This window comes from Zoogloea sp. (genome assembly GCF_030157465.1).
In the GTDB taxonomy this organism is placed as follows: Bacteria; Pseudomonadota; Gammaproteobacteria; order Burkholderiales; family Rhodocyclaceae; genus Zoogloea.
This window is the reverse complement of record NZ_JAOAUU010000116.1, coordinates 1-26,066: the sequence shown is the minus strand read 5'-3', so window position 1 is coordinate 26,066 and position 26,066 is coordinate 1. Positions and strand designations below refer to the sequence as shown.

Genomic DNA, 26,066 nt, shown 5'->3' with positions numbered 1-26,066 from the left:
CGCCAGCACGCGCTCGGTCATCCACCAAGGTTCAGCGCATTCGCGCAATATCCCGCAGGGGCGGCGCGCCGAACAGGCGCCGGTATTCACGGCTGAACTGGGACGGGCTCTCGTAGCCGACCCGGCGCGCCACGGTGGCGGCGTCGAGGGCTTCGGTCAGCATCATCTTGCGCGCCTCCTGCAGGCGCAGCTGCTTCTGGTACTGCAGCGGGCTCATGGCGGTAAGGGCCTTGAAGTGGTGGTGCAGCGACGATTTGCTCATGTTGGCCGCATCCGCCAGCGCGTCGATGGACAGGGGCTGGTCGAAGTTGTCCTTGATCCACTCGATGGCCCGCGCAGTGCGGTGGCCCTGGCTGTCGGCGGCGGCGATGCTGCGCAGGCGCAGGCCCTGGGCGCCGGTCAGCAGGCGATACAGCAGCTCCTGCTCGTACAGCGGCGCCAGCACCGGAATGTCTTCCGGCGTATCGAGCAGGCGGACGATGCGCAGTACGGCGTCCATCACCGTGTCGGTCAGCGGGCTGACCCCCAGCCCGAGGCTGCCGCTTCCCGGCGGGGGCGGCGGCAACTGCAGGGTGCCGGCCAGCTCGCCGATCTTGCGGGCATCCATGTCGAACACGGCGCACAGATAGGGGCGCTCCGGCGAGGCTTCGGTGATGTGCCCCATCACCGGCAGGTCCACCGACGTGATCAGGTAATGCCGGCTGTCGTACTGGAAGGTCTCGTCGGCCAGGTTGAGGCGTTTGGTGCCCTGGGCGGCAATGGCCAGCAGCGAACGGTAAATGGTGCAGATCGGCGTACTCGTGCTGGATGCCCGGAACAGGCTGAGGCCCGGGACAGGCGTCGGGTTGGGGCCGTCGCTGGGGCAATATCGTTCAATGAGATCGGCCAGCGCAACGCGGGCGGCATCCAGCCTCAAGGACGGGGTGTGGGTGGAAGGGCCTGATTCGGTCATGGTTTTTTCCTCTTGCCGGCAGCGCCGAGATTAGCGCCTTCTCGCTGCCGTCAGCGCGGGCAGGGCAATGTTTCGGAGAATCAGGCAATAATCTCACAGGATTCTGCAATGCCTGAAAGCGAGCCATGGACTACATTTGGCTTCATGACAGCACCAGACGGTGCGGAGCGCATCGCCCCATACCTTGCCCCGGCTCCCCGGAACAACAGGCAACACCCCAACGGAGATTGACCATGATCCAGCTCACCGTGAACGGCACGCCGCGGCGCGTCGACGTCGAACCCGACACCCCGCTGCTGTGGGCCCTGCGCGATACGCTGCTGCTTACCGGCACCAAGTACGGCTGTGGCACCGGCCTGTGCGGCGCCTGTACCGTTCATGTGAATGGCCAGCCGACCCGTTCCTGTATCACGCCGGTCGCCGACGTGGCCGGCAAGAAGATCACCACCATCGAAGTCGCCGACAGCTCCCGCGTGGGCCGGGCCGTGCAGGAGGCGTGGCGCAAGCTCGACGTGGTGCAGTGCGGCTACTGCCAGTCGGGCCAGATCATGAGCGCGGTCAGCCTGCTGAACACCAAGAAGCACCCCACCGACGCCGACATCGACGCCGCCATGGCCGGCAACCTGTGCCGCTGCGCCACCTATGTGCGCATCCGCGCGGCCATCCACGAAGCCGCCAAGGCCCTGGCGTAAGGAGTCGACCATGAACAACCCCATCCAGAACCTCTCCCGCCGTGGCTTCCTGCAGGGCGCCGCCGGCCTCACCCTCGGTTTGTCGCTGCCGGCCTTCGCCGCCAAGGCCGGTGCCGCCGCGGCCCAGGCTGCCGTCGCTCCCTTCGAGCCGACGCCCTTCCTGCGCATCGGTGCCGACAACACCGTGACGGTGCTCTCCAAACACCTCGAAATGGGGCAGGGCACCTACACGGGCCTGGCCACCATCGTGGCCGAAGAGCTCGACGCCGCCTGGCCGCAAGTGAAGGTGGAAGGCGCGCCGGCCGACGCCAAGCGCTTCAACAACCTGGCCTTCGGCCCCATGCAGGGCACCGGCGGCAGCACCGCCATGGCCAATTCGTGGGACCAGCTGCGCCAGACCGGCGCCACCGCCCGCGCCATGCTGGTATCCGCTGCCGCCAAGCGCTGGAACGTGCCGGCCGCCGAAATCACGGTGCGTGAAGGCGTCGTCAGCCACGCCGCCAGCAAGCGCAGGGCCACTTTTGGCGAGCTGGCCGAAGCCGCTGCTGCCGAAGCCGTGCCGGCCAGCGTGACGCTCAAGGATCCGAAGGATTTCCGCCTCATCGGCAAGCACGCCAACCGCAAGGACAGCTTCGCCAAGACCAACGGCAGCGCCCAATTCACCCAGGACGTGCACCTGCCGGGCATGCTGGTGGCGGTGGTGGCCCACTCGCCGCGCTTTGGCGGCAAGGTCAAGTCGTTCGACGCCAGCAAGGCCAAGGCCATCAAGGGCGTCATCGACGTGGTCGCCATTCCCGGCGCCGTGGCCGTGCTGGCCAAGGACACCTGGACAGCCAAAAAGGGCCGCGACGCGCTGACCGTGGAATGGGACGACAGCGCGGCCTTCAAGCTCGGCACCGACGAAATGCGGGCCAGTTACCAGGCCCTCGGCCAAACCCCCGGCCTGGTCGCCCGCAAGGATGGCGATGCGAACGCGGCCCTGGCCGGCGCCGGCAAGGTAGTCAGTGCCAGCTACGACTTTCCCTACCTGGCCCACGCCGCCATGGAGCCGATGAACTGCGTCATCCAGCGCACCGCCGACGGCCTCGACGTGTGGAATGGCGAGCAGTTCCAGACCGTCGACCAGGGCGCCCTGGCGGCCATGTTCAATCTCCCGCCGGAGAAGGTGAACATCCACATGCTCTACGCTGGCGGCAGCTTCGGCCGGCGTGCCAGCACCAAGGTGGATTACATCCGCGAAGCCGCCTCCATCGTCAAGGCGCTGGGCGAGGGCGCGCACGCCAAGGCCCCGGTCAAGCTGGTGTGGATGCGTGAGGACGACATGAAGGCCGGCTACTACCGGCCGATGTTCCACCACCGCCTCGAAGCCACGCTGGACGCCGACGGCAGCATCCGCGCCTGGCGTCATCGCCTGGTGGGCCAGTCCATCGCCAAGGGTTCGCCCTTCGAAGGCTTCATGATCAAGGACGGCGTCGATGGCCTGTCGGTGGAAGGCGCCGCCACGCTGCCCTACGCCATTCCCAATCTGCAGGTCGAACTGCACACCCCCGCCGGCATCGATGTGCCGGTGCTGTGGTGGCGTTCGGTGGGCTCGACCCACACCGCCTATTCCACCGAAACCTTCCTCGACCGGCTTGCTGTGGAAGGCGGGCAAGACCCGGTGGCCCTGCGCCTCAAGCTGCTCGCCAGCCACCCGCGCCACGCCGCCGTGCTGCGCCTGGCCGCCGACAAGGCCGGCTGGGGCACGCCGCTGCCCAAGGGCAAGGCCGGCGAGCGTCGCGGCCGGGGCGTGGCGGTGCATGAATCCTTCCATTCCTTCGTCGCCCAGGTGGCGGAGGTCACGGTGGCGGCGGATGGCAGCGTCAAGGTCGACCGCATCGTGGCCGCGGTGGATTGCGGCATGGCCATCAACCCGGACAACATCCGTTCGCAGATCGAAGGCTCGGTGGGCTTTGCGCTGTCGGCGGCGTTGCACGGCGAAATCACGCTGAAGGACGGCGTGGTCGAGCAGGGCAACTTCGGCGAGTACGCGCCGATCCGCATCAACGAGATGCCCAGGGTGGACGTGCACATCGTCGCCTCGGCCGAAAAGCCGACCGGCATCGGCGAGCCCGGCGTGCCGCCCGTGGCGCCGGCCGTGGCCAACGCGATTGCCGCGGCCACCGGCAAGTGGCTCACGCGGATGCCTTTCCGTACCGACGAGCTGAAGGCCTGAGCATGCAGATACAAAGCCTGAAGGCGTCCTGACATGGACAGCCAGGATCTGCAGGTTCTCGCCGCCCTGCGCCGCTGGATGGGCGAGGGGCGGCGGGCGGCGCTGGTGACCGTGGCCCGCACCTGGGGCTCGGCGCCCCGTCCGGCGGGGGCCTGGATGGCCCTGCGGGACGACGGCCGGGTGCAGGGCTCGGTGTCCGGCGGCTGCGTCGAGGACGATCTGATCGCCCGCATGCGGGGTGGTCACATCGGCGGCAGCCAGCCCTTCGTGCTCCGTTATGGCGTGACCCGCGACGAGGCGGCCCGCTTTGGCCTGCCCTGTGGCGGCACCCTGGAGCTGGTCGTCGAGCCGGCCCCCGAGGCGGCCCGGCTGGCGGATCTGGCGGCCCGCATCGAGGCCGGCCAGCTGGTGCGCCGCGAGGTGGATCTGGCCGGCGGCGCGGTGCGCATCGTCGATGCCTGCCGCGGCGAAACCCTGCAATGGGATGGCCAGCGCCTCGCAACCCTTCACGGCCCCCACTGGCGCCTCTTGATCATTGGTGCCGGGCAGATCGCCCGTTACCTGGCGCCCATGGCCCAGGCGCTGGATTACGCGGTTTCTGTGTGCGATCCGCGCGAGGAATATTCGACCGAATGGGACGTGCCCGGCGCACCGCTGCTTGCCGGCATGCCCGACGACGTGGTTCTCGACATGCTGCCCGACCCCCACACCGCCATCGTCGCCCTCACCCACGACCCCAAACTCGACGACATGGCCCTGCTCGAAGCGCTCAAGTCGCCGGCCTTTTACGTGGGGGCGCTGGGCTCGCGGGTGAACAACGCGGCCCGCAAGGAGCGCCTGCTCAAATACTTCGACCTCTCGAGCGCCGAGGTCGAACGTCTTCACGGCCCCATCGGCGTGTACATCGGCAGCCGCACGCCGCCTGAAATCGCGGTATCCATCCTGGCCGAGATGACCGCCGTAAAAAACGGCGTGACGCTCGCCCGGCCGGAAAGCGCGATGCCGGCCGGCTCCGGCTGCGGAATCGGCTAGCCCGGTGGCCGGCGTCGTTGGCCTGCTGCTGGCGGCCGGGCAGGGGACGCGCTTCGGCAGCGACAAGCTGCTCCACCCGCTGGCCTGCGGCACTCCGATGGCGGTGGTTTCGGCGCGTACGCTGCGGGGCGTCTGCCCGCGCAGCATTGCCGTGCTGCGGCCCGAGCAGGGCGTGCTCGCCGGCCTGCTGGCCGCGGAAGGGCTGGAGATCGTGTTCAGCCCTGAATCCTGCGGCGGCATGGGCCACACCCTCGCCGCCGGCGTCGCCGCCAGCCCGGACGCAACCGGGTGGCTGGTGACGCTGGCCGACATGCCCTTCATCCAGCCCGTCACCCTCCGCCGCGTGGCGGATGCCCTGGCCGAGGGCGCCGCCCTGGCCGCAGCTTTCGTCGATGGCCAGCGTGGCCACCCGGTGGGCTTTGCGGCCCGCTGGCGGCCCGAACTGCTGGCGCTCACCGGCGACGAAGGCGCGCGGGCCGTCATCGGCGGCAATCGGGGCCTGCTGCGCCGGATCTACACTGCCGATCCCGGCGTGCTGCAGGACGTGGATCGTCCGGGCGACATCCCGCCCTGAGCCGGGCCTGGTGTAGAGCGGGCCTTTTCAGCCTCGGGCCGTGGTTGCTGCGGGTCTGCAGCGATTCCTTTTTGGCTGCACTGCGGAATTTTTGCGCGTGTCCTGGCTTCCGGGCGCTTGCCCCGGGGCATTCCACTTCGTTAAAATGGTTATGTTGCATTGCAACATAACGGCCTTGCCCATACGCGCGGATTCGCCGGTTTTCCGGGCTCCGCCCTGGCCTGCGCCTTGTCTTCAGATGACCAGAAAGAGAGTTTCACCATGCCGCACACCCACGCTGCCACCAAGGCCGAAGCCTGCCACGAGGCCCTGGAACATTTCGAGGCCGAACATCACCACGCCCCGGATGCCCACGAAAAGGCCCGTCTGCTGTCGGCAACCGTTGCCGAGTGGGAACACGAGGAAGTTGCCGCCAGCCACCCCGCTGGCGCGACGGCCTGAGGCAGGCCCGGTGGGTTGAAGCGCAGCCGCAAGCGCTGTGCTTCAACGTGATCCCTTAATCTCGCGGGCGCAGTTGCTCGAGGGAGGCTTCGAGGCTGGCGGCGCTGCGCAGGAGCGGCGGTTCGCTGTCGTCGAGGCGCAACGTGCGGGTGGCCAGCGCGTCGGGGGGGTCGTCGCGGATGATGCGCGGGGTGATCACCACGACCGTTTCGGTGCTGACGCCGCCGTCGTCCCAGTGGGAAAACGCCGCGCCGATCACCGGGATTTCGCCGAGCACCGGAACGCCGCTGCGCTTGTAGTTGCTGCTGTTGCGGATCAGCCCGCCGATGAAGATGGCCTGCCCGTCCTCGGCGATCAGGGTGGTGTTCACCTGGGTGCTGTTCTTGGACGGGATGTTGTTGTTCACCGACGCGGTGCTCACCTCGGGGTGGATCTTCATCAGGATGCGCCCGCGCTCGTCGATGGACGGCGTGACCCGCAGGATGACGCCGGATTCGAGAAACTGGATCGATTCGGTGGTGACCTGGTTGATCGTCGTCGTGACCTTGTAGCCGGTCTGGTCGCCGATCGAGGTGATGGCCTGCTGGTTTTCGAGGGCCAGCAGCTTGGGCGTCGATAGCGTAGTTACGCGGCCCTTGCTGGCCAGGGCGCTCAGGTAAATATTCAGGTTGTCGCTCACCACGCTGAAAAACAGCCCGCTGCCGGCGCGGTCGGCGAGCCCCCGGGTGCCGCCGGTGAATGTGCGGTTGCTGCCCCCCACGACCTTCGACCAGTCGACGCCGAAGGCCTCGTTGCGGTCGAGGCGCACTTCGAGAATCTTGGCTTCGATGAGGATCTGGCGCGGCTGCAGATCCACCTGCTCGAGCAGCGCGGCAATGCGCTCCACGTAGGCCGGCTGGTCTTCGACGACGATCAGGTTGCGCTCGAGCAGCGGGGTGATCTTGCCGTAGCGCGAGACGTGCTTGGTGAGGATGTCGGCCACGGTCTTGGGGTTGGAATACTGGACCTTGAAGGTGCGCAGCACGCTGTTGCCCGACAGCCCGTCGAGGCCGGCGTCCTTGCGTTCGACGATCTGGAAGGTGTCGCCGCGGCGCTCGGCGATGTAGCCGCCGGCCTCGGCAACGGCCCGCACGGCGTCTTCGGCGCTCACGTTGTAGAGGTTCACCGAGATGTTGCCGGTGATGCCCTTGCCCACCAGCACATTGATTTTTTCGTTGCGCGAGAGCATTTCGAACACATCGTTGATCGGCACTTCACGCAGATTCACGCTGATGCGGCGCGGGCCGGCAGGCTCGCCGGCAAACGCGGGGGGCAGGCCGGTGCCGAGCAGGGCAAGGGCCAGCAGGGCTGCGGCGGAACGTTGGCGGATCACGGTCTGGGCTCCTGGGGGCGGCGCATGTCGAGGATGACGCGGCGCCCTTCTTTTTCGAAAACGGCCTGGTAATCGGAGACCGACAGCAGGCGATGGCCGTCGAGTTTTTCGCCGATGGCGACCATCTGGCCGTCCACGTCGGCAAGTGAATTGGGTCCGGCCCGCAGCACGCCGCGCAGGGTCGGCTTCCATTCGGCGGGAGCCGGGGCGGCCGCGCCATCCGTGGCAAGGGGGCTGTCGGCCAGGCGGCGGAAGGGGTTGTGGCGGATCGGCACGGGCAGCGCGGTGGTGGCGCTTTCGGCGTGGGCCGGCGCGCTCGGCAGCAGCAGGGCCGCGATCAGCGGAGCGAGGCGTTTCATGGCGTGTCCGGCGTGAGCGGGGCGGTGGCGGGGCGGCGATACACGGCCAGGCGCAGGTGCAGGCTGATGGCGTCGCTGGTCGGCTGGCGGGTGAAACGCGCCTCCTGGATGGCGACGTTGCCGAGGCGGGTTTCGATGGCGCCCAGCCACGCGGCCAGTTGCGGGTAAGGCCCGCTGGCTTCGAGTTCGTAGCGGGTTTCGTGCATGCCTTCGAATTCGGATTGCTGGCCGGGGAACACCGGCTGCAGTTCGATTCCGGCCGCGCGGGCCAGGCCGTCGAGCGTGGCGGCGAGGCGGGTCGGGGCGGTTTCGGGGGCGTCGAGCAGGTGGTCGAGGGTGGCGGCTTCGCGGGCGAGGGCCTCGGCCCGGGCGCGCCGGGCCGGCAGCTCGGTGAGGGCCTGCCGGGTGGCGACGTTTTGCGCGGTGACGGCCTGACGGGCCTGCCAGGCCGGGCGCAGCACATGGCTCCAGCCCAGCAGCAGGAGCATGGCCGGCAGCGCAACGAGGCACAGGCGCAGCACGCGGGGGTCGAGCTTGATGAGCTGGCTGATCATGTGCTGCCTCCGGGTCTGGCCTTGACCGGGCAGCTGAGCGTGAATTCCAGCAGCTCCAGGCGGGTGTAGCGTTTGACGTTGCCCGGGGTCATGCGGGGTTTGGTGCAGGGGCCGGCCTTGCCGAGGGCGTCGGCGAATTCGCCGATGGCGGCGGCGTGGGGGGCCTTGCCGCGGATGGCGAGGCTGGCTTCGACCGGCGGCGGCGTGGGGCTGCCGGGAAGGGGCAGGGGGCTTTGGCGGGCGTAGATGAGTTCGTCGAAGCCGATGTCACCGCCGAGGGTTTCGTCCAGCGGAAGCAGGACGCTGGCGACGAAGCCTTCGCCCCTGAGCGTGGCGATGAGGGCTTGCTGGCTGCGGGCTTCGGCGAGCCCGGCTTCCAGGGCGGCCAGTTGCGCGGTGGTGCGTTCGCCGTCGCGGCGCAGGCCCTGGACCTGCTGGATGGCGGCCTGCTGCTCGCGGATGGACCATTCCAGCGCAAGGCGGCCGGCCGCGATGGCCAGCACGATTCCGCCCAGCACGATGGCGCCGCGGCGGAGGGCGCGCCGGGTGCGCTGTTCGGCCCGCCAGGAGGCGGGGATCAGGTCAATTTCGGGCATGGCGGACGGGCTCGCGCAGCGCCAGGCCGGCAGCGACGGCCATGCCGGCCGGCGTTTCGACCTTGGGCGAGCGTTGGTTGCCGGCGATTTGCCAGGGGTCGAGCACGTGGACCGGCATGGCCAGCAGGTGGCCGATGCATGCCGCCGCGCCCGGGTGACGGGCGATGCTGCCGCTGATGTAGATGCTGTCCACCGAGCCACCGTGGGTTTGGGAGGCGAAGTAGATCAGCACGCGGTTGACCTCGTGGGCGAGTTGCTGGAGATCGGGTTGCAGCAGTTCGGTGATGGTGGAGCCCACTTCGTCGCCCTGGTTGTGCAGGCCGTGCCGGCGCAGCAGCGCCAGGGCCCGCTCGGGGGCGAGGTCGAGGTTGCGGGCAAGGGTGTCGGCGAGGCTTTGTTCGCCGAAGTCGGCCTGGCGGTCGAACATCAGGCGGCGGCCCCACAGCAGGGTCATGTAGCTCCTGCGGGTGCCGAAGTTGAGCAGCAGCAGGTTGGCGCGGGGTTGATCGACGACGACTGCGCGAGCCACCCGGGCCAGTGCGGCGGGGCCGATGTCGATGGCCAGGGGTTCAAGGCCGGCGGCCTGGAGCAGGGCCAGGTGGGCCAGCACCCGATCGCGCGGGGCGACGGCGACGACCGCCGAGCGCAGGTTGCTTTCGGCCGGGCGGCGGATCGGGATGATGTCCACCACGCTGTCGTCGAGGCCGTTCTTGAAGCGTTCCTTGAGCGTGCGCAGCAGCACGCCGGTGTCGTCCTGGCCGTTGGGCGTGGAGTAGTCGATGGAGATGACTTGCAGGTCGCCGGGCGGAAGCACGCTGACGACGCGCCTGCCGCGAAAGCCGTGGCTGTGCAGGGCGCCCTGGACGAAGTCGCGAAAGCGCTGCGGGTCTTCGAGGAGTTCGGCGCGGGTCGTGGGGTAGGGCAGGCTGGCCGCGGCCCGCCAGCTCGAATTCGTGCCGCTGCGGCTCAGCTGGGCCAGGTTCAGGCGCTCGCTCGCCAGATCGAAGCCGATCGGCGGGGCGGGCGCAAATGCGGGGGGCGCACTTTTCCAGCCGGAAAAGCGGGCGTGCAGCGAGGACCAGAGAGCCTTGTACTCCATGGCATGCATATCGGCTGATAAGGGGGTTTTCTTGAGGAAGACGGGCCGCGCCCTTATTGGGTGCCGATGAGCAGGCGCGGTTCCTGGCGCAGGTTTTCGCGGCTGTGGATGCGCACGCTGTCGAGGCCGATGCCCATCAGCAGGAGCAGCCCCTGGTTGGCCCGTACGCCATCGACCCATTCCTGCACGGTGGGGGTGATATCCATCTCGTAGTAGCGCTGGGTGCCGGGCAGAAGGGGAAGGTTGAGGATGCCGGCAATCACGTTGTCGTAAGTGCCGCCCTGGTTGGTCCAGTTCAGGTTCGGGCTGGTCTGGCGCTTGGCCCAGGTGACGCCGGATGTCGAGGCGCTGCCGTTCTGGGTGCCCTCGACCCAGCTTTCCTTGAGGGGGTAGGCATTGGCCTTGAGGTTGAGAACGACGTTTGCGCTTTCGATGTGGAAGGACAGGATGGCGCGCTTGACGGGGGTGCCGGCGGGGATGCCGGATAGATCGAAGCGGACGAGGCTGCGGATGTCCGCGGGGTTCTGGACGATCAGCGTGGTGGTGGTGCCGTAGTTGTTGCCCGTGGCGAAGAGTTCGCTGGAGATCTGCGCATCGGCGGCGGCCGTGTTCACGCGGGCGCCCATTACGGTGGCGATGCCGGCGACATCGAGGTTGGCTGCGATGATCTGCACGTCGTCGATGCGGCCGAGGAAGCTTTCGTTGTAGGGCGTGGAGCCGATCAGCAGGTTGCGGGTGTTGGCCTGCGGGGTGTTGCCGAAGCTGGCGGTGGCGCTTCCGACCTGGATGCCGTCGAGGTAGAACCTGATCGTGCGGGTGCTGGCCTTGTAGGTGACGGCAAAGTGGTAATAGGTGCCGGGGCGCAGGTTGAGGCCGCTGGTGGTGAAGGTTTGCCAGCTGTTGCTGGCGCTGCTGAAGTATTCGAAATAGAGGTTGCCGTCGCGGGCGCCGAAGGCGTAGTTGGCCTCGTTGGTGTTGGTGCCCTTGTAGAGCACCGGGCGCTTGCCGTTCTGGTTGCTCATGTTGACCCACGCGGCGAGGCTGAAATCGCCGGTCTGCGAGAGGTCGGCGGTGTGGGTGACGGACACCTTGCCGGCGCTGTTGAAGGCCAGCGCGCCGCCCGAGACGCCGCCGGCGGGGCTCCAGGTGCCGTTGGTGACGCTGCCTGCGTGGCCGGCCACGGCGTCGGAGGCCGTGGTGCCGGTGCTTTCGTTGAACTTCCACCAGGCGATGCGGCCGCTGATTCCGTCCGAGGGCGGATTGATGGCGCCGCAGGGGGCGATGTACTTGATGACGAGTTTGGGCACCTGGGCGCTGTTGGTGCCTTCGGCCGTGGCGAAGGTTTCGCTGCTGACGTCGTTCGTGGGGCGCAGCAGCAGGCCGTAGTTGGGGTAGCGCCCATCGACCCAGCCCTGGACCAGGTTGGTGATGCTCCATTCGATCGGGTTGGGCGACAGGTAGGCGTGGTAGTGCGCGGTGTCGAGGGCGCTGATGGATTCGACCGTGGCGCCTGCGACCTGCCAGGCGTGCACGCCGTCGTAGGTTTGCCAGGTGGCACCGTCGGCGCTCGTCGAGCCGCTTTTGGTGCCCTCCACCCACCGTTCGAGCACTCGCAGGGCTTCGACGGTGCGCAGGGAAAGGCTGAAGCTGCCGGCACTGACGCGGTAGAGGGTCAGTTTGGCGTCGACGATGCGGCTGCCGACCGGGAGGCTAGAGAGGTCGAAGCGCAGCAGCGGGTACTCGGCGTTCTGCGTGAGGCCCATGGTTACGCTTCCGCCGTAGTTTTTGTCCGGGGTGGCGGCGTTGAGGGTGGTGTCGCTGCCGGCAGTGTCGGTCTTTACGGTGTAGGTGAGCGTGTTGCCGCTGGTCTTGTAGACCTGCCGCTTGAGCGTGGCGCTGGAGCCGGCAAGACCGCTGGCCAGGGTGGCGGTCGCCGTGAGGGTGACCGGCGAGCCGGAGCTGGGGCTGACGGTGACCTGGTACTGGTCACTGCCCAGGGACGTGGCGGGCAAACTGACGTAGTTGCTGCAGGTGGTGAGCTGGTTGAGCTTCCAGGTGGCGTGGGCAATACCGGCCTCGGCAAGCTGGCGGGCGCGTTCGGCTTCCCGCGCGGCGGGTCGGCTGGCGCTGCCGATGTCCTGGACGAGGGCGTAGCTGAGGGCGCCGATAACGGCCAGCAGCAGGCTGACGGGCAGCAGCAGGAAGCCGGCGTGCCTGCGGTGCGTGCTCATCGCGTTCCCAGACGCAGGCGGCGCGTCCAGGTGCCGGTTTCACCGCCGGGGCCGGCGAGGTCGAGCTGGACGAGCACTTCGCGGGTGCTCCGGTTGCCGGTGCCGACGCGGGTGACGGTGAAGGCGCTGACGTTGTCGGCGATGGGGCGCTCGGTGTAGTCGGCGCCGCTGGCCGGGTTGAGGTTGGGCAGGCGTTCGAGCAGTTGCGTGCCGCTGACGCGGTACACCACGGCATCGATCCAGTCGGTGCCCGTGCCGGCGCCGACGGGCGTGGCGATGCTGCCGTTTTCGTCGTTGTCGCTGGTGCTGCCGTTGTCGATGGTGCCGTCGCCGTCGTCGTCGATGCCCTTGATGCCGGGGGCGCCGTCGTTGGTGTAGTCGGTGGAGATGTCGTCGTCCACGCTGCCGTTTTTGTTGTTGTCGGCGTCGGCATAGCCGTCGCCGTTGCGGTCGACGGTGGGCGGCAGGCTGACGGCGAGCACGTTGCGGCTGTTGGTGGTGACTTCGAGGGGGACCAGCAGGCTGCGGCTGCCCTCGACCATCACGGCGATGCGCTCAAGGGCCAGGCGGGCATCGCGCTGGAGCAGGGCGCGCTCCGAGAATTGCGTATCGGCCTGCCGGACGCTGCCGAGCACGCCGGCCAGGGCCGTCATCACTAGGGCGGCAATCGCAGCGGCAACCAGGAGTTCGGCCAGGGCAATGCCCCGCTGGCGCTTCATCGGGTGACCAGGGTGCTCATTTCGACCGGGGTGTCGGCAATGGCGGCGCGAATCCAGATCAGGTCGGCATCGGTGCCGGTGAAAGCGTTGTTGTCGCCGTCGGCATTGTCGCCGTCGTAGCGGCTGAGATAGACGAGCACCCGCGGGCTGGTGCCCGAGGCGTCGGACAGGCTGCTGGCGGTGGTCGGGCTGCCGGCCGCGCCGGCGTAAAAGTCGAGGCTGTCGAAGCGGGTGCCGCTGACTTCATTGAGCTTGCTGGAAACGGCCATCCACAGGGCGTCGTCCTGGTCGGCGCCGGGGGCGTTGCGGGTGACGTTGGTGAGGGCTTCGAGGGCCGGGATGAGGGCGACGGCCAGCAGCGCAACGGCCACGAGGGCTTCGATGTAGCCGAATCCGCGCTGGCGAGGCATGGCTACTGAATGGTGATGCGGCCGGTTTCGACCGCCACCAGCACGTCGCGGATGTGCGCGCCGGCCGTGACGCGGACCCGCGCGCTGGCGCCGGATAGCCTCAGCAGGCCTGAGCCCTGGGTGATGGCCGGCGCGCCGTCGGCGCTGAAGCTGAGGGCCGTGGTGTTGCCGGCGCCCGTGACGACGGGCTGGGCTTGGAGCCGGGCGTCGGCAAGGCGGCTGCCGGCGCCGAGGGTTTCGACGTAGAGCTGGCGGGACAGGGGATTGCGCACGGTGTATTGGGGCACGGGCGGGCTGGCGGTGTTGAGCACGTACACCTTGAGGGTGTCGCTGGCCGTGCCGGGCGTGAAGGCGACCCCGTGGGGGCTGGCGGTGCGCAGGCTTTCGTCGCGGGCCAGGCGCAGCGCCGCGGCTACGCGTTCGGCGCCCTCGGTGGCCTGGGTCGGGTGGCTGCTCCGGCTGACGAGCGGCACGGTCGTGGCGGCGAGCAGGCTCAGCACCCCTACGGCGATCAGGAGCTCAAGCAGGCTGACCCCGCCACAGCGGCGCGCCGGCGGGGTGCCTGGCCAGGCCACGGTGGCCGCTTTAGCGGGTGTGGTAGCTGTTGGTGGTGTTGTTGTTGATCAGCTGGCCGGTCTTGTTGTCGAATTTCCAGCCGCCGGTGGTGTCGGTGGTGGTCAGGCCGAGGGTGCCGGCGGTAACGACGACGACGGCGGTCGAGTTGGTGATCGGGTCGGCCGGGATGGTGCTTTTCTTGAGGTAGGGGCCGTACTTGTAGGTGGCGTCCTTGGTCACGCTGGCCGCGCCGGCGGCGCTGGTGTAGTTCACAAGCTGATCGCGAAAGGCCGCTTCGGTGTTGATGGCGCCGAAAGAGCCGCCGGCCGCCACGGAGCTCGGGTAGTGGCCGTGTTGCTGGTAATAGAGTTCGATGGCGGTGCGCAGGTTGCTCAGGGTCGAGTCGAGGGCGGCAACCTTGCTGTCGTCGGTGGAGGCCGAGAACTGCGGAATGGCGATGGCGGCGAGCACGCCGAGAATGACCACGACGATCAGCAGTTCAACGAGGGTGAAGCCTTTTTGCAGGCTGGGGTGGCGGATCTTCATTGCAGACTCCGGTTATAAACGTGGCAAACACGACTGCCCCATCCCGTATGTGGGGCTCTGGAGGTGCTTACGGCCTTGCGGGTGGAAAGTTGAGCTTTTTTGTCGCCGGGTATATGCATAAAGTCGCATTCCACTCGGGTTAATGGACGGCGGCCGAGAGCTTGAAGATAGGCAGGATCAGCGCGCTGACAATCATTGCGACGAGTCCGCCCATGAACAGCAGCATCACCGGCTCGACGATCTTGGCGAGGGTGGCGAGCTGTTGTTCGAGCTTGGTCTGGTAGTGCCCGGCGAGACGGTCGAGCACCTTGGCGAGGTGGCCGCTGCGCTCGCCCGTGCTGAGCATTTCCCGCGCCAGTGGTGGAATGAACTCGGTGTCGGCAAGGGCCGCGGAGAGTCCCCGGCCTTCTTCGACACTGGCCTGCATGCGTTCCATGGCGTCGCGCAGGGCGGCGGTGGAGGCGATTTCGCGGGCGGCGGCGAGGGCCTTGAGCAGCGGCACGCCGTGGGTCAGCGAGAGGGCCAGGATGCGGAACACCCGCACCATGTGGATGCGCATGACGAGGCCGCCGATGAGCGGCGTGGCCATTAGCGCCCGTTCGAGCGCGGCGCGGCCGTCGGTGGAGGCGACCAGCCGCCGGGCGGCCAGGGCGAGCAGGCCGAGGCCGGCAATCACAAAGGGCCAGTACTGGCGCAGGAAATCACTCAGCGCCATGAGGATGAGGGTGGTGAAGGGCAGGCGGTCGTGGATGGAGGCGAAGAGTTCGGCAAAGCGCGGAAACACCCACAGCAGGATGAAGGTGACGACGACCAGCGAGAGCCCGAGCAGCACTATGGGATAGGTGAGGGCCGAAACCAGCGCGACGCGCAGGGTCTGGGCCTTTTCGTCGAGATCCTTGAGCTGTTCGAGCACTTCGGGCAGAAAGCCGCCTTCCTCGGCGGCCGCCACGAGGTGGCTGTAGGTGGTCGGAAACATTTCCGGCTGGCGGGCGAGGGCCTGGGACAGGGGCTTGCCGTCGAGGATGTCGTTGCGCAGTTCGCCCAGCAGGGCCTTGACCGGCGGGCGGCGCGACTGGGCCTGGAGTTCCTGGAGGGCGGTGTGCAGCGGTACGCCGGTTTCGAGCAGCAGCGCGAGCTGTTCGGTGAACGCGATGCGGTCGGCCACCTGGATGCGCTGCAGCCACGGGAAGAGCGGGGGCTTTGCGCTGGCCCGGGCCGCCTGGCCGGTGGGGCTGTCGTTGCCGGTGTCGAGTTCGATGGCCATGGCGCCTAGTCTTGCAGGACGACGCGGGAGATTTCCTCCAGCGTGGTGTGGCCGGCGAGCACGCGCTCAATGCCGTCGATGAAAAGGCCGGGCGTGGGGCCCTGGCGCACGTGGTCGCTGAGGGCTTCGTAGCCGGCTTCGGCGACGATCAGGCTTTGCAGCGGACGGTCGATCTCGATGAGTTCGTGAATGGCGAGGCGGCCCTTGTAGCCGCTGTCGTAGCAGCTGCGACAGCCGCGTCCGCGGGCCAGCATCACCTGCCCGCGGGCCTGCCAGCCAAAGCGTTCGACGAGTTCGGGCGGCGCGATGGAGGTGGTGCGGCATTCGGGGCAGATGCGCCGCACCAGGCGCTGGGCCATCACGCCGATCAGCGCCGACGACAGCAGGTAGGGCTCGACGCCCATATCCACCAGCCGTGCCACGGCGCCGACGGCGTCGTTGGTGTGCAGCGTGGATAGCACCAGGTGGCCGGTGAGGGCCGCCTGCACGGCGATTTCGGCGGTCTGGCGGTCGCGGATCTCGCCGACCATGATGATGTCCGGATCCTGCCGCAGCACGTGGCGCAGGATGCGCGGGAAGGTGAGCCCGACGGCTTCGTTCACCTGGTTCTGGTTGATGATGTCGAGCTGGTATTCCACCGGGTCTTCGATGGTGACGATGTTTTTTTCGATGCTGCGCAGGTGGTCGATGGCGCCGTAGAGGGTGGTGGTCTTGCCGCTGCCGGTGGGGCCGGTTACCAGCAGCAGGCCGTGGCTGCGGGCGAGCAGGCGCCGGAAGCGTTCGAGGTTGCCCTCGGCGAGGCCGAGGCGGTGCAGGTCGAGCACCGTGCTGCCCTTGTCGAGCACGCGCAGCACGACTTTTTCGCCGTAGATGCCGGGCAGCGACGAGAAGCGCAGGTCGACGGTGCGGCCCTTGGTGGAAACCTGGATGCGGCCGTCCTGGGGCAGGCGGCGTTCGGCGATGTCCAGGTTGGCCATCACCTTGAGCCTCGAAACCAGCGCCGGGAACAGATCGGCGCGGGGGTTCATGACTTCGTAGAGCACGCCGTCGATGCGAAAGCGCACCCGCGCCTTGGTGCGGAAAAGCTCGAGGTGGATGTCGCTGGCGTTGTCGTGGATGGCCCGCTGGATGATCGAATTGACGAGGTTGATCACCGGGCTGCCGGCGGCCATTTCGTCGATGGTGGTGGTGTCGCCTGCGATGCCGGCGTTTTCGATGACTTCGAGGTCGACGGTGTTGCCGTCGATCAGGTCGGGGTCGTAGGCCGAGCCGGAATAGGCCTCGAAGAGACACTTCTGGATGGCCTCGGCGGCGGCCAGCACCCAGCGCAGGCGGCAGCCGCTGGCCCGCTCGATCTCGTCGGCGACCGGCATGGATTGCGGGTCGGTGGTGGCGAGTGTGAGTTCGTTGCCGATGCGGAACATCGGCAGCACGCCCAGGCGGCGCGCCATGTCCTGGGGCAGGGCTTCGGAGATGGCCGGGTCGAACAGGCCCGCCCGCATGGCGAGGTAGGGCACGCCGAGCTGGGTGGAGAGCGCCTGCAGCAACTCGTGTTCGGGCACCCAGCCCTTTTCGACCAGGATGCGGCCGATGCGCAGGCCCAGCTGGCGTTGCAGGCGGGCGGCTTCGGCGAGCTGTTCGGGCTTGGCCAGGCCGCGTTCGGTCAGGATGTCGCCGAGGCGCTGGCCGCTGGCCGCTGGGGTGACCGGCAGGGCGGGCGAGTCGGGGCCGCCGCTGTCGAATATCTCGAGGCGCCGGTTGAGGCCGGTGGCGAGCAGGATGTCGCCGATCAGCGGGTTGGGAGCGGTGAGGCGCAGCCAGCCGCCGAGGCTGGCCAGGCGTGCGCTGCCTGCCAGCAGCTGGGCCAGGGCCTGGCTGGATAGCAGCGATACCTTGCCCAGGTCGAGGACGATGCGCAGCTCGTGGCGGGTGGTGCAGTTTTCGATGGCCGCGCCGAGTTCGTTGACGGCTTCGGCGTCGTGCAGTGCGCCTTCGGGGGCGAGATAGCTGAGGGTGCCCGCACGGGTGCGGACGATGTGCTTAGAGATCGCCTGTCTCCCGCCGGATGCCGAGTTTGGCGAGCAGCGCCGGATCGTCCTCGCAGAGGCCGAGGAAGATGTCGAGCAGCTCCGGATCGAGCTGGGTGCCGCGAACCCGCTGCATCTCCTTTACGGCCGCTTCGTGGGTGCTGCCGGCACGGTAGGCGCGGGAGCTGGTGATGCTGTCGTAGGTGTCGGCCACCGCGATGATGCGCGCCAGCAGCGGAATGTCGTTGCCGCGCAGGCCGTGAGGGTAGCCGCTGCCGTCGAATTTTTCCTGGTGGTGGCGGGCGCCGTCGATGGCGCCCTTCAGGCGATCCACGTGGCGCAGGATTTCGTAGGAGCGCTCGGGGTGCACCTTGATGAAGGTGAATTCGTCGGCGGTGAGGCGGCCGGGTTTGCACAGCACGGCATCGGGAATCCCGATCTTGCCCACGTCGTGGAGCAGGGAGCCCCAGTGCAGGTTTTCCAGCTCTTCGTTGCGCAGCCTGAGCGCCTGGCCGAGGCGCAGGGAAAACAGGTGTACGCGCTCGGAATGGCCGCGGGTGTAGGGGTCTTTGGCCTCGACGGCTTCGATCAGCGCGGCGGCCATCTGTTCGGTGAAGCGGCGCATCTGGGCAAACATTTCGCCCATGTGCATCACGTTGGCGATCTGGTGGGCCATGACCTCGCCGAGGCGACGGTCGCTGTTGGAGAAGTCGGGTTTGTCGGCGTGGTTGAGCAGGGTCAGCATGGCCGGCATGTCGAGGCCCTGAAACACCGGGCAGGCCAGCACCTTGTAGGGCATGTCGGTGAAGATGTAGGCGCGGCGCGAGTCGTCCATGCCGTTGATCACCACCGAGCTGCGGCTGGAGGAGACGAAGCGGAACAGGTCGCCGCGCATTTCCACCAGCACCAAGTCGAGGTTGTGGATCGGCTTGCTGAGGTTGGTGGCCGACACGGTGATGTTTTCGGCCGGACGGACAAAACAGGCCACGTCGGCGTTGAGCTGTTCGGCACAGGTGCGCAGCAGGTCCTGGAGTACTTCCGTGCCGAGATCCCTTTTGGCGAGGTGGCGGTCGATGTCGTAGAAGAGGTGGAGTTCTTCGTAGCGCTCGGCCAGCTCGGCGGCGAGCACGTCCATCTCGGTGTTGAGGCGGCTACCATCGGCGAGGGTGGTTGCGACGTCAGCCATGGTTTCGGCGAGGTCGTTCAGTTCGATGCCGGTGGGCGGCGTCTCGCGGTCGGGAAGGGCGAGCAGCCAGCCGTCGCCCGCGCCCGCGGGGAGCTTGATCGGGCAGGTGTAGGCGGTGGCGTTGTCGGCCTCCTGGCGGCGCATGCCTTCGCTGCCGTCGTGGGGCAAGGCGATGCAGGTGGCGAGGGCCGAGGCGAGTGGCGCTGCGTCGTTGCCGTCAGCCCACAGCAGTTCGCCCGCGGCGCTGCCGACGCCGATCCGGAAGGCGGTGCCGACGCTGCGCTTGAGCCAGCGCCCGTAGCGTGCGACTTCGTCGGTTTGCATGTCAGCCATCGTTGTTCTTCCGTTCAAGCAGCTGGGTGAGGGTGGCGGCGACGCGTCGCGGGCTGACCGGCTTTTCGAGGAACTCGATGTCGCCCAGCTCACGGGCCCAGTTGCGCTGGTCGAGCGCGGTCATGGAGGTCATGACGAGGATGGGGAAGGGCCGGTCGGGCATGGACGCATGCAGTTTGCGGCACAGCTCCTCACCGCCCATGCCGGGCATCTGGATGTCGGTGATCATCACGTCGGGGGGATTGGCGGCGATGAGGGCCAGGGCTTCGGTGCCGTTGTGGGCCACTTCGATGGCCCAGCCCTCCTTGGCGAGGCTGACACGCAGCACCCGTGCCACGTGGGGTTCGTCGTCGACGACGAGGAGACGTTTCATGCGGCCCTCAACAGAACATGCGGTTTGCGGAAGCTCAGGGTGAAGCGGGTGCCCTGGCCGGGTTGGCTGGCGACTTCGATCTGGCCCTGGTGAAGCTCGACGATCTGGCGGGCGAGGTAGAGTCCAAGGCCGTGGCCGCCGCGGGAGACGGCTTCACGGTCGGCCGAGCGGTAGAACTTTTCGAAGATGTGGGGCAGCTCGTCAGCGGCGATGCCGATCCCGCTGTCCTGCACCGAAATTACGATGTGATCGTCGGTTTCTTCGGCGGCGAGGATGATTTCGCCGTCGGCACGGTTGTACTTGGCGGCGTTGGTGAGCAGGTTGTTGATGGCGATGCGCAGCAGATCCTTGTCGAGTTCGATGGGCGGCAGCTCGGGGGGCACATCCACCCGCAGGCGCAGGGCGTGGGTGCTGCCGCTGTGGGAGAGGTGATCCATGCAGTCGCTGAGCAGTTCGCCGAGACGCACGCGCTGGCGGTCGATGACGATGCTGCCGGCTTCGATGCGCGAGATGTTGAGCAGGTTGGCGATCAGCCCGGCGGCCCGCTGGGCTTCATCGCACACGGTGTTGATGGCCTCGATGCGGGTATCGGCCGCCAGGTCGGGCTCGTCACGCAGCAGTTCGCCGTAGAGGCTGATGTTGGAGAGCGGTGTCTTGAGTTCGTGGGCGACGTGGGCGATGAACTCGTCGCGGGCGCGGCCGGCCAGCATCTGGTCGGTGGTTTCGCGCAGCACCACCAGAATGCCGAGGCGGCGGGTGGTGTCGCGGGGGGCGAAGAGCGGCAGCGCCCACACGCTGACGCGGCGGCCCTGGTCGTTGTCGGGGTGAAAATCGGTGTTGTGGGTCGAGGGGCCGGATTCGGCGTTGAGCAGCGGCGCCAGCGCGCGGGTGATGGCCGGGTCGATGGGCCACTCGGCGGGGCGCTTGTTGATCAGATCGGCGGGCGCGGCGGAAAGCAGCGGACCGACCTTGGGGTTGGCGAACACGACGACGCCACCTTCGTCGAGAACCATGATGCCTTCCGGCAGGGTTTCGAGGGCGCTTTCGACTTTTTCGCGCTTGTAGCCGAGGAGCTTGATCGAGGTTTCGGCGTCGCTGCGGGTGGCTTCGAGTTCGAGGATGCGGTTTTCGGTGGCGTCGAGAAAGCGTCCGAAGCGGCTTACCACGTCGCGGGCGGCCACGTCGCCGGCACTGCCTGTGGCCAGGATTTCGAAGCGGCGGCTGACGTCCTGCAGCGGGCGCAGCTGGCTGCGCAGCATGAAGAAGAACAGCGGTACGAGCAGCAGCACCGGCAGCGCAAGACCGGCCAGGAAGGGGATCTGGCGCGAGTCGAAGCCGATCGAGGGCTCGCGGAAGGCGACCCGCACGAAGCCTTCGAGGCGGCCATCCTGCAGCAGCGGGCCGTGGAATTCGACCAGCTGGAGGCCGGCCACGCCACTGTCGACGGGCCGGTGGCCGAACCATTCGGCCGGCTTGTCGGCAGCCAGTGGCAGCAGGGTGGGGGTGAGGCCGGGGGCGGTGACTTCGGAGAGCGGGCGGCCCTGGGGGTCGGTGACGAGCCCGTAGGCCAGATCGGCGTTGCCGTGGGCGCGCAGCACCGCGGCGAGGGGGTTGGGGCGGCCGGCGGCGGGCGTAAGCCCGTCTTTTGGAATCGCGGTCAGGGCCTTGACCAGGCGGGTGCCCTGCTCGACGAGTTCGGTGGCGCGTTGTTCGGTTTGGTGGCGTACCGCAAGAAACGCGACCAGCAGGGCCGCGACCAGCCCTGCAAGGAGGATCAGCAGACCGGCACGGTCGGCGGGGCTGGAGCGGGCAGCGTTCACGGAAGTGGTCATCGGAAGAGTTTACCTTCCGTATAACGGACACGTGCCTTACTACTTTAGCCCAGGGGCATCATTTCCTCTGTGGGCCGGACGGGGAGTTCAGCGCATTTTTGACGGGCTCCCAGTCGATTCCGATGGATTGCGCCGGTGCGCCGGGCGCCGCGGCGATGGCGGCTTTCAGGCTGTCGATGCGCTCGGCGGTGGCCGGGTGGGTGGACAGCAGCGCGGGGCCGGAAGGCGTGTTTGCGGCGAGGGTTTCGAAGAAGCGCAGCATGCCCATCGGGTCGATGCGGGCTTCCTTGAGGCGTTCGAGGCCGCGGGCATCGGCAGCGCGTTCGGCGTCGCGGGAGAACTTCAGTTCGCCTAGCTGGGCCGCCCAGCCGCCAAGGGGCGCGTAGTCGCCGGACAGCCCGGTGAGGATGATGCGCAGGCCGGCCGACTTGACGATCTGCCGGAGGCTGTGACGCAGCTCCACGTGGGCGATTTCATGGGCCAGCACGCCGGCGACTTCCTCGGCCGAGCCGGCGCTGGCCATCAGCGCGCTGTGCACCACGACGATGCCGCCGGGGGCGGCGAAGGCGTTGATTTCAGGGCGCGCGGCGAGGTGAAAGTGCAGCACCTCGCCGGGGCGGGCGAGGCGTTTGCCGATCGCCTGCAGCGCATCGAAGGCCGGCCCTTCGGTGATCATCGGGCCGGCGGCGCGGGTGTGGGCCAGCACGGCCTCGCCGATCTGCTGCTCGACGCCGGGCGGAATGTGATCCACCAGCCGTTCGGCCAGCGGTTCGACGGACAAAAGCAAGGCGCCGAGGAAGGCCAACGGGATGGCCGCCAGCAGCACGATGCCGACGCGAAAGCGCCGCTGGCTGTGCCGGCGGGTCGTGTCGCCAGCGGCAAACAGGGCCGGCGCGGCAGCGCGCAGCGGGGCGATGCGGGCGTCGTCGACAAGCAGCAGGTGAGTGTGCGTGGCGCCCGCATCGCCGGCCCAGGCAATCGCCCACTGGCTGTGGTTGAAGCCGCGGGCTTCGACGCGCAGCTGGCTTGCCGGCACCCGCAGCAGCCCGGACGAATCTTCCGGCTGCACGAGCAGCATGCCGTCGTCCCAGGCGAGCCGTGCCGGGTGGCCATGGGCGTCGCCCCCCGCCGGGTAGAAGCGGGCCGGAAGGGGCGCCTCGCCGGGGCTCACTCGTCGTTGCCCAGCAGCGAGCCGAGGCCGATGCCGCCCAGCAGCGAGCCGCTCTCCTTGCCGCCGCCACCGGCGGCGCGGGAGGCCATCACGATGCGGTCGGCGAGGCGCGACAGGGGCAGCGACTGCAGCCAGATCCTGCCGGGGCCGCTGAGGGTGGCAAAGAACAGGCCTTCGCCGCCGAACAGCGCGGTCTTGATCTTGCCGGCGTACTGGATGTCGAAATCGACGCTGGGCTGGAAGGCCACCACGCAGCCGGTATCCACGCGCAGGGTTTCGCCGGGGGCCAGGGTTTTTTCCATCAGCGTGCCGCCGGCGTGGATGAAGGCCATGCCGTCGCCGTCGAGCTTTTGCATGATGAAGCCTTCGCCGCCGAAGAGGCCCACGCCGAGCTTCTTCTGAAAGGCGATGCCCAGCGACACGCCCTTGGCCGCCGCGAGGAAGGAATCCTTCTGGCAGATCAGGGTGCCGCCGAGCTGCGACAGGTCGACCGGCACGATCTTGCCGGGGTAGGGCGCCGCGAAGGCGACCCGGCGCTTGCCGCTGCTTTCGTTGTGATAGACGGTGGTGAACAGGCTTTCGCCGGTGAGCAGGCGCTTGCCGGCGCCCATGAGCTTGCCGAACAGGCCGTTCTGCTGCTGGGAGCCATCGCCGAAGAGGGTGTCCATGGCGATGCCGTCCTGCATGTACATCATCACACCGGCCTCGCCGATGGCGGCTTCGCCGGGGTCGAGTTCCACCTCGACGTACTGCATTTCATTTCCGAAGATTTCGTAATCGACGACGTCCATGGCCATGCTGGGGCTTCCTTGAAGTGGGGGTGCAGGGGTGATCTTTGAGTGTGCGCGTTGCAGCCGGATTAATCCGGCTTCTTGCCGTCGCCGGGCGTGAACAACAGGCTGGCCCCCAGCGCGATCAGCACCACCGGCCACCAGGTGCGGGCGAGGCGGACGAAGTCGATTTCGAAGAGATCGAGATTGACGCCCAGCGCAAGGGCGCCGATGAGGATCAGGGCGATGGCGGTGAAGTTGCCTTTCATGGGGTGCTCCGGGAGATGGGCGGACAAGCTCTAAGTCCCGGAATCTTATTCGAAGATGATCCTGGCGGCGCTGGCAGGGCGCGTCAGTCGGCTGCCGTGCAGCCCGGCAGCGTTACCCGCAAGAGCGCGCCGCGCCCGCCGGGGGTGTCCTGGACTTCGACTTCGCCGCCCGAGCCGTGGGCGATTTCGCGGACGATGGCGAGGCCCAGGCCGCTGCCGGGGTGGCTGGCGGAGGGCAGGCGGAAGAAGCGCTCGAAGACTTGCCGGCGGGCTTCGGGGGGGATGCCGGGGCCGCTGTCTTCGACTTCGATGATGCTGTGGCCCGCCTCGCTGCGGCACCGAATGGTGACTTCGCCCGGCGCCGGGGTGTAGTTGAGGGCATTGACCACCAGGTTGGCGATCATCTCGCCCTGCAGCAGGCGGTCGCCGGTGACGTTGGCGGGCGCCAGTTCGAAGCCCAGGTCGAGGCCGCGGGCTTCGGCGAGGCGGATCCATTCCGGGCTGAGTTCGCGGATCAGTTCGGGCAGGTCGACGGTGCTGGCCAGGCTTTCGTGGCGCCCGCCCGGTTCGGCGGCAATCAGCACCAGCATCTGGTTGATGAGGTGGCCAAGGCGTTCGATGGCGCCGACGCTCTGGCGGATGCGGACTTCGCGTTCGGCGGCGTCGGGTTCGCGCTGGAGCAGTTCGAGCTGGGTGCGGATGCCGGCCAGCGGGGTGCGCAGCTGGTGCGCGGCGTTGGCGACGAAGCGTTGCTGGGCTTCGGCGGCTTGTTCGAGGCGGTCGAGCACCTGGTTGAATTCGGTGACCAGCGGCCGGATTTCGATGGGGGCGACCATCGCGTCGAGGGGTTGCAGGGCGCGGTGTTCGAGGTTGTGGAGGGCGCGCCGGATGCCTTCGACCGGGAGCAGCGCGTGGTGTACGCCGAACCAGATGGTGAGCCCGGTGGCGGCGGCAAAGAAGAGCAGCGGCAGGGTCAGCGCCACGGCGAGGTCGACTTTCAGCTGGTCGCGCTTGCGGGTGGTTTCGGCGGTGACGAAGACGAAGGGCTCGCCCGAAACCGTGCGGTGGATGGCGATGACGCGCACCCGGTGGCCGCGGAAATGGGAATCGAAGCTGTTGCGGTCGCCGTGGATTTCCTGCTCGTCGGGGGGCTCGTGGGGCAGGCCGGCGTCACCGGCGATGAAGCGTTCGCGGGGGCCGAGGATCAGGTAATAGATGTCGTCCACACGGTCGGCGCGCAGCACCTGTTCGGCGGCGGGCGGGAAGACGAAGCGCGGTTCGCCGTCGATGATTTCGAGGTGTGGAACGAGGGCCAGGCTGGCGTCGGCCAGGGCCTGGTCGAGGGCTTCCATGGCGGGCTGGTGCACCAGGTGGTAGGCCAGCGGCAAAAAGGTGATGAGGGCGAGGGCGGCCGGCAGCAGCAGCCAGAGGAGCAGGGATTTACGCAGGCTTCGCGTCATGGGGCAGGTCTTCGAGCATGTAGCCCAGGCCGCGCACGGTACGGATGCGGATGCCGGCGGCTTCGAGCTTGGTGCGCAGGCGCGAAACGTAAACCTCGACGGCGTTGACGCTCATGTCCTTGTCCCAGCTGCACACGGCGGCCACGATGCGCTCCTTGCTGAGCACGCGCTCGGGGTTGTCGAGTAGAAACTGGAGTATCGCCCATTCGCGCTGGGGCAGGTCGAGGGGCTGGCCGTGGAGCCAGGCGCGGTGGGCTTCCTCGTCGAGTGACAAGGGCCCGAACTCGCGGCGCTGCCCGCTCTGGCCGCGGCTGCGGCGCACCAGCGCATTGATGCGGGCGAGCAGCTCGACGGCGGCGAAGGGTTTGGTGAGGTAGTCGTCGGCGCCCAGGTTGAGGCCGCGCACGCGTTCGTTGAGGGCGTCGCGGGCGGTGAGCATGAGCACGTGAATGGGGTTGTGGCGGCTGCGCAGGCGCGACAGCAGCTCCAGCCCGTCCATGCCCGGCAGGCCGATGTCGAGCACCATCAGGTCGAATTTTTCGGCGGCCAGCGCCGCCTCGGCCAGCTCGGCACTGCCCACGTAGTCGGTCGTGAAGCCGGCGCCGCGCAGCAGCTGCGCCACGCCGTCGGCGAGCAGGGGGTCGTCTTCGACGATGAGGATGCGCATGGGGAAGGGGGAGAGTTAAAGGTGAGGCGTTGAGCGTGAAGCGCCCGGCAAGGACTTCGTCACGCTTTACCCTTCGCTCCTGGCGTTGTCCTTCGGCCCGCCGAAGGACAGCAGCACCGGCAGCAGCAGCAGGGTGAAGAAGGTGGCGCTGACGATGCCGCCGACGATCACCACCGCGAAGGGGCGCTGGGTTTCGGAGCCGATGCCGTGGGAGAGCGCCGCCGGCAGCAGGCCGAGGCCGGCCATCAGCGCGGTCATGACGATGGGGCGCAGGCGCAGCATGGCGCCGTCGAGGATGGCCTCGGAGCGGCTGGCGCCGCGGCGGGCGATTTCGATGACTTGTTCAACCATGATCACGCCATTCTGC

General features: G+C 68.2%; 28 protein-coding genes. 6 read left to right on the top strand and 22 right to left on the bottom strand.

Features of this window, described 5'->3' with window-relative positions; genetic code table 11:
- Positions 1–31 precede the first annotated feature (31 nt).
- Entirely contained in the window at positions 32–952 is a 921-nt protein-coding gene (locus Q1W26_RS14115; protein WP_300441389.1) for an AraC family transcriptional regulator, read from the bottom strand.
- A 233-nt stretch (positions 953–1,185) separates the two neighbouring features.
- Here Q1W26_RS14115 and Q1W26_RS14110 point away from each other — a divergent pair, with 233 nt between their 5' ends.
- From Q1W26_RS14110 to Q1W26_RS14090, 5 genes are all read left to right on the top strand, one after another.
- Complete coding sequence (locus Q1W26_RS14110) at positions 1,186–1,644, top strand: 2Fe-2S iron-sulfur cluster-binding protein (protein WP_300441386.1); 459 nt, start codon at positions 1,186–1,188, stop codon at positions 1,642–1,644.
- A 10-nt stretch (positions 1,645–1,654) separates the two neighbouring features.
- Entirely contained in the window at positions 1,655–3,859 is a 2,205-nt protein-coding gene (locus Q1W26_RS14105) for a xanthine dehydrogenase family protein molybdopterin-binding subunit (protein ID WP_300441383.1), read from the top strand.
- Positions 3,860–3,892: 33 nt separating this feature from the next.
- Positions 3,893–4,891 carry an XdhC family protein gene (locus Q1W26_RS14100; protein ID WP_300441380.1) on the top strand — a complete coding sequence of 333 codons (999 nt, stop codon included), beginning with the start codon at positions 3,893–3,895 and terminating at the stop codon, positions 4,889–4,891.
- Between the two features lie 4 nt (positions 4,892–4,895).
- On the top strand, positions 4,896–5,465 hold the full coding sequence (locus Q1W26_RS14095; protein WP_300441378.1) for a nucleotidyltransferase family protein: 570 nt from the start codon (positions 4,896–4,898) through the stop codon (positions 5,463–5,465).
- A gap of 261 nt (positions 5,466–5,726) precedes the next feature.
- Positions 5,727–5,906, top strand: coding sequence for a hypothetical protein (locus tag Q1W26_RS14090; RefSeq protein WP_300441375.1), 180 nt, complete (start codon positions 5,727–5,729; stop codon positions 5,904–5,906).
- A gap of 55 nt (positions 5,907–5,961) precedes the next feature.
- On the opposite strand, the gene Q1W26_RS14085 is transcribed toward Q1W26_RS14090, so the two are convergent.
- The 12 genes from Q1W26_RS14085 to Q1W26_RS14030 form a co-directional block, all read right to left on the bottom strand.
- A complete protein-coding gene (locus tag Q1W26_RS14085; protein ID WP_300441372.1) occupies positions 5,962–7,278 on the bottom strand; it encodes a secretin N-terminal domain-containing protein in 1,317 nt (438 codons plus the stop codon).
- Positions 7,275–7,637: a hypothetical protein gene (locus Q1W26_RS14080; RefSeq protein WP_300441368.1), complete on the bottom strand. Its 363-nt coding sequence runs from the start codon at positions 7,635–7,637 to the stop codon at positions 7,275–7,277. Before Q1W26_RS14080 ends, Q1W26_RS14085 begins: the two co-directional genes overlap by 4 nt.
- Positions 7,634–8,191, bottom strand: a complete 558-nt coding sequence (locus Q1W26_RS14075; RefSeq protein ID WP_300441363.1) for a hypothetical protein — start codon at positions 8,189–8,191, stop codon at positions 7,634–7,636. Before Q1W26_RS14075 ends, Q1W26_RS14080 begins: the two co-directional genes overlap by 4 nt.
- Entirely contained in the window at positions 8,188–8,787 is a 600-nt protein-coding gene (locus Q1W26_RS14070; RefSeq protein ID WP_300441360.1) for a hypothetical protein, read from the bottom strand. Before Q1W26_RS14070 ends, Q1W26_RS14075 begins: the two co-directional genes overlap by 4 nt.
- Positions 8,774–9,886: a pilus assembly protein PilM gene (pilM, locus tag Q1W26_RS14065; protein WP_300441357.1), complete on the bottom strand. Its 1,113-nt coding sequence runs from the start codon at positions 9,884–9,886 to the stop codon at positions 8,774–8,776. Before pilM ends, Q1W26_RS14070 begins: the two co-directional genes overlap by 14 nt.
- A gap of 53 nt (positions 9,887–9,939) precedes the next feature.
- Positions 9,940–12,117, bottom strand: coding sequence for a DNRLRE domain-containing protein (locus Q1W26_RS14060; RefSeq protein ID WP_300441355.1), 2,178 nt, complete (start codon positions 12,115–12,117; stop codon positions 9,940–9,942).
- On the bottom strand, positions 12,114–12,836 hold the full coding sequence (locus Q1W26_RS14055) for a prepilin-type N-terminal cleavage/methylation domain-containing protein (protein WP_300441352.1): 723 nt from the start codon (positions 12,834–12,836) through the stop codon (positions 12,114–12,116). The genes Q1W26_RS14060 and Q1W26_RS14055 overlap by 4 nt, the downstream gene beginning before the upstream one ends.
- The gene (locus Q1W26_RS14050; protein ID WP_300441349.1) at positions 12,833–13,246 is read right to left on the bottom strand and encodes a hypothetical protein; all 414 of its coding nucleotides are present in this window, start codon (positions 13,244–13,246) and stop codon (positions 12,833–12,835) included. The genes Q1W26_RS14055 and Q1W26_RS14050 overlap by 4 nt, the downstream gene beginning before the upstream one ends.
- Positions 13,247–13,248: 2 nt before the next feature.
- A complete protein-coding gene (locus Q1W26_RS14045; protein WP_300441346.1) occupies positions 13,249–13,821 on the bottom strand; it encodes a GspH/FimT family pseudopilin in 573 nt (190 codons plus the stop codon).
- Between the two features lie 10 nt (positions 13,822–13,831).
- Positions 13,832–14,347, bottom strand: a complete 516-nt coding sequence (locus Q1W26_RS14040; RefSeq protein ID WP_300441343.1) for a prepilin-type N-terminal cleavage/methylation domain-containing protein — start codon at positions 14,345–14,347, stop codon at positions 13,832–13,834.
- A 139-nt stretch (positions 14,348–14,486) separates the two neighbouring features.
- A complete protein-coding gene (locus Q1W26_RS14035) occupies positions 14,487–15,611 on the bottom strand; it encodes a type II secretion system F family protein (RefSeq protein ID WP_300441340.1) in 1,125 nt (374 codons plus the stop codon).
- 5 nt (positions 15,612–15,616) lie between these two features.
- A complete protein-coding gene (locus Q1W26_RS14030) occupies positions 15,617–17,173 on the bottom strand; it encodes a GspE/PulE family protein (protein ID WP_300441337.1) in 1,557 nt (518 codons plus the stop codon).
- Here Q1W26_RS14030 and Q1W26_RS14025 point away from each other — a divergent pair.
- Positions 17,162–17,494 carry a hypothetical protein gene (locus Q1W26_RS14025; protein WP_300441334.1) on the top strand — a complete coding sequence of 111 codons (333 nt, stop codon included), beginning with the start codon at positions 17,162–17,164 and terminating at the stop codon, positions 17,492–17,494. The two genes, Q1W26_RS14030 and Q1W26_RS14025, sit on opposite strands and share 12 nt — an antisense overlap.
- A 157-nt stretch (positions 17,495–17,651) precedes the next feature.
- Here the strand turns inward: Q1W26_RS14025 and Q1W26_RS14020 are convergent, their stop codons facing one another.
- From Q1W26_RS14020 to Q1W26_RS13980, 9 genes are all read right to left on the bottom strand, one after another.
- The gene (locus Q1W26_RS14020) at positions 17,652–19,157 is read right to left on the bottom strand and encodes an HD-GYP domain-containing protein (RefSeq protein ID WP_300441331.1); all 1,506 of its coding nucleotides are present in this window, start codon (positions 19,155–19,157) and stop codon (positions 17,652–17,654) included.
- Positions 19,150–19,530 (bottom strand): response regulator, encoded by a 381-nt coding sequence (locus Q1W26_RS14015; RefSeq protein WP_300441328.1) that lies wholly within the window; start codon positions 19,528–19,530, stop codon positions 19,150–19,152. The genes Q1W26_RS14020 and Q1W26_RS14015 overlap by 8 nt, the downstream gene beginning before the upstream one ends.
- The gene (locus tag Q1W26_RS14010) at positions 19,527–21,362 is read right to left on the bottom strand and encodes a PAS domain-containing sensor histidine kinase (RefSeq protein WP_300441325.1); all 1,836 of its coding nucleotides are present in this window, start codon (positions 21,360–21,362) and stop codon (positions 19,527–19,529) included. Before Q1W26_RS14010 ends, Q1W26_RS14015 begins: the two co-directional genes overlap by 4 nt.
- 58 nt (positions 21,363–21,420) lie before the next feature.
- A complete protein-coding gene (locus Q1W26_RS14005; RefSeq protein ID WP_300441322.1) occupies positions 21,421–22,533 on the bottom strand; it encodes a M48 family metallopeptidase in 1,113 nt (370 codons plus the stop codon).
- Positions 22,530–23,330 carry a TIGR00266 family protein gene (locus Q1W26_RS14000; RefSeq protein ID WP_300441320.1) on the bottom strand — a complete coding sequence of 267 codons (801 nt, stop codon included), beginning with the start codon at positions 23,328–23,330 and terminating at the stop codon, positions 22,530–22,532. Before Q1W26_RS14000 ends, Q1W26_RS14005 begins: the two co-directional genes overlap by 4 nt.
- A gap of 62 nt (positions 23,331–23,392) precedes the next feature.
- Positions 23,393–23,572: a DUF5668 domain-containing protein gene (locus Q1W26_RS13995; protein WP_300441318.1), complete on the bottom strand. Its 180-nt coding sequence runs from the start codon at positions 23,570–23,572 to the stop codon at positions 23,393–23,395.
- 83 nt (positions 23,573–23,655) lie between these two features.
- On the bottom strand, positions 23,656–25,032 hold the full coding sequence (locus Q1W26_RS13990; RefSeq protein ID WP_300441315.1) for a sensor histidine kinase N-terminal domain-containing protein: 1,377 nt from the start codon (positions 25,030–25,032) through the stop codon (positions 23,656–23,658).
- Positions 25,013–25,699 (bottom strand): response regulator transcription factor, encoded by a 687-nt coding sequence (locus Q1W26_RS13985; RefSeq protein WP_300441313.1) that lies wholly within the window; start codon positions 25,697–25,699, stop codon positions 25,013–25,015. Before Q1W26_RS13985 ends, Q1W26_RS13990 begins: the two co-directional genes overlap by 20 nt.
- Positions 25,700–25,765: 66 nt before the next feature.
- Positions 25,766–26,066, bottom strand: a 301-nt coding sequence (locus tag Q1W26_RS13980) for an efflux RND transporter permease subunit (protein WP_300441311.1), incomplete at its 5' end; no start/stop codon positions are given.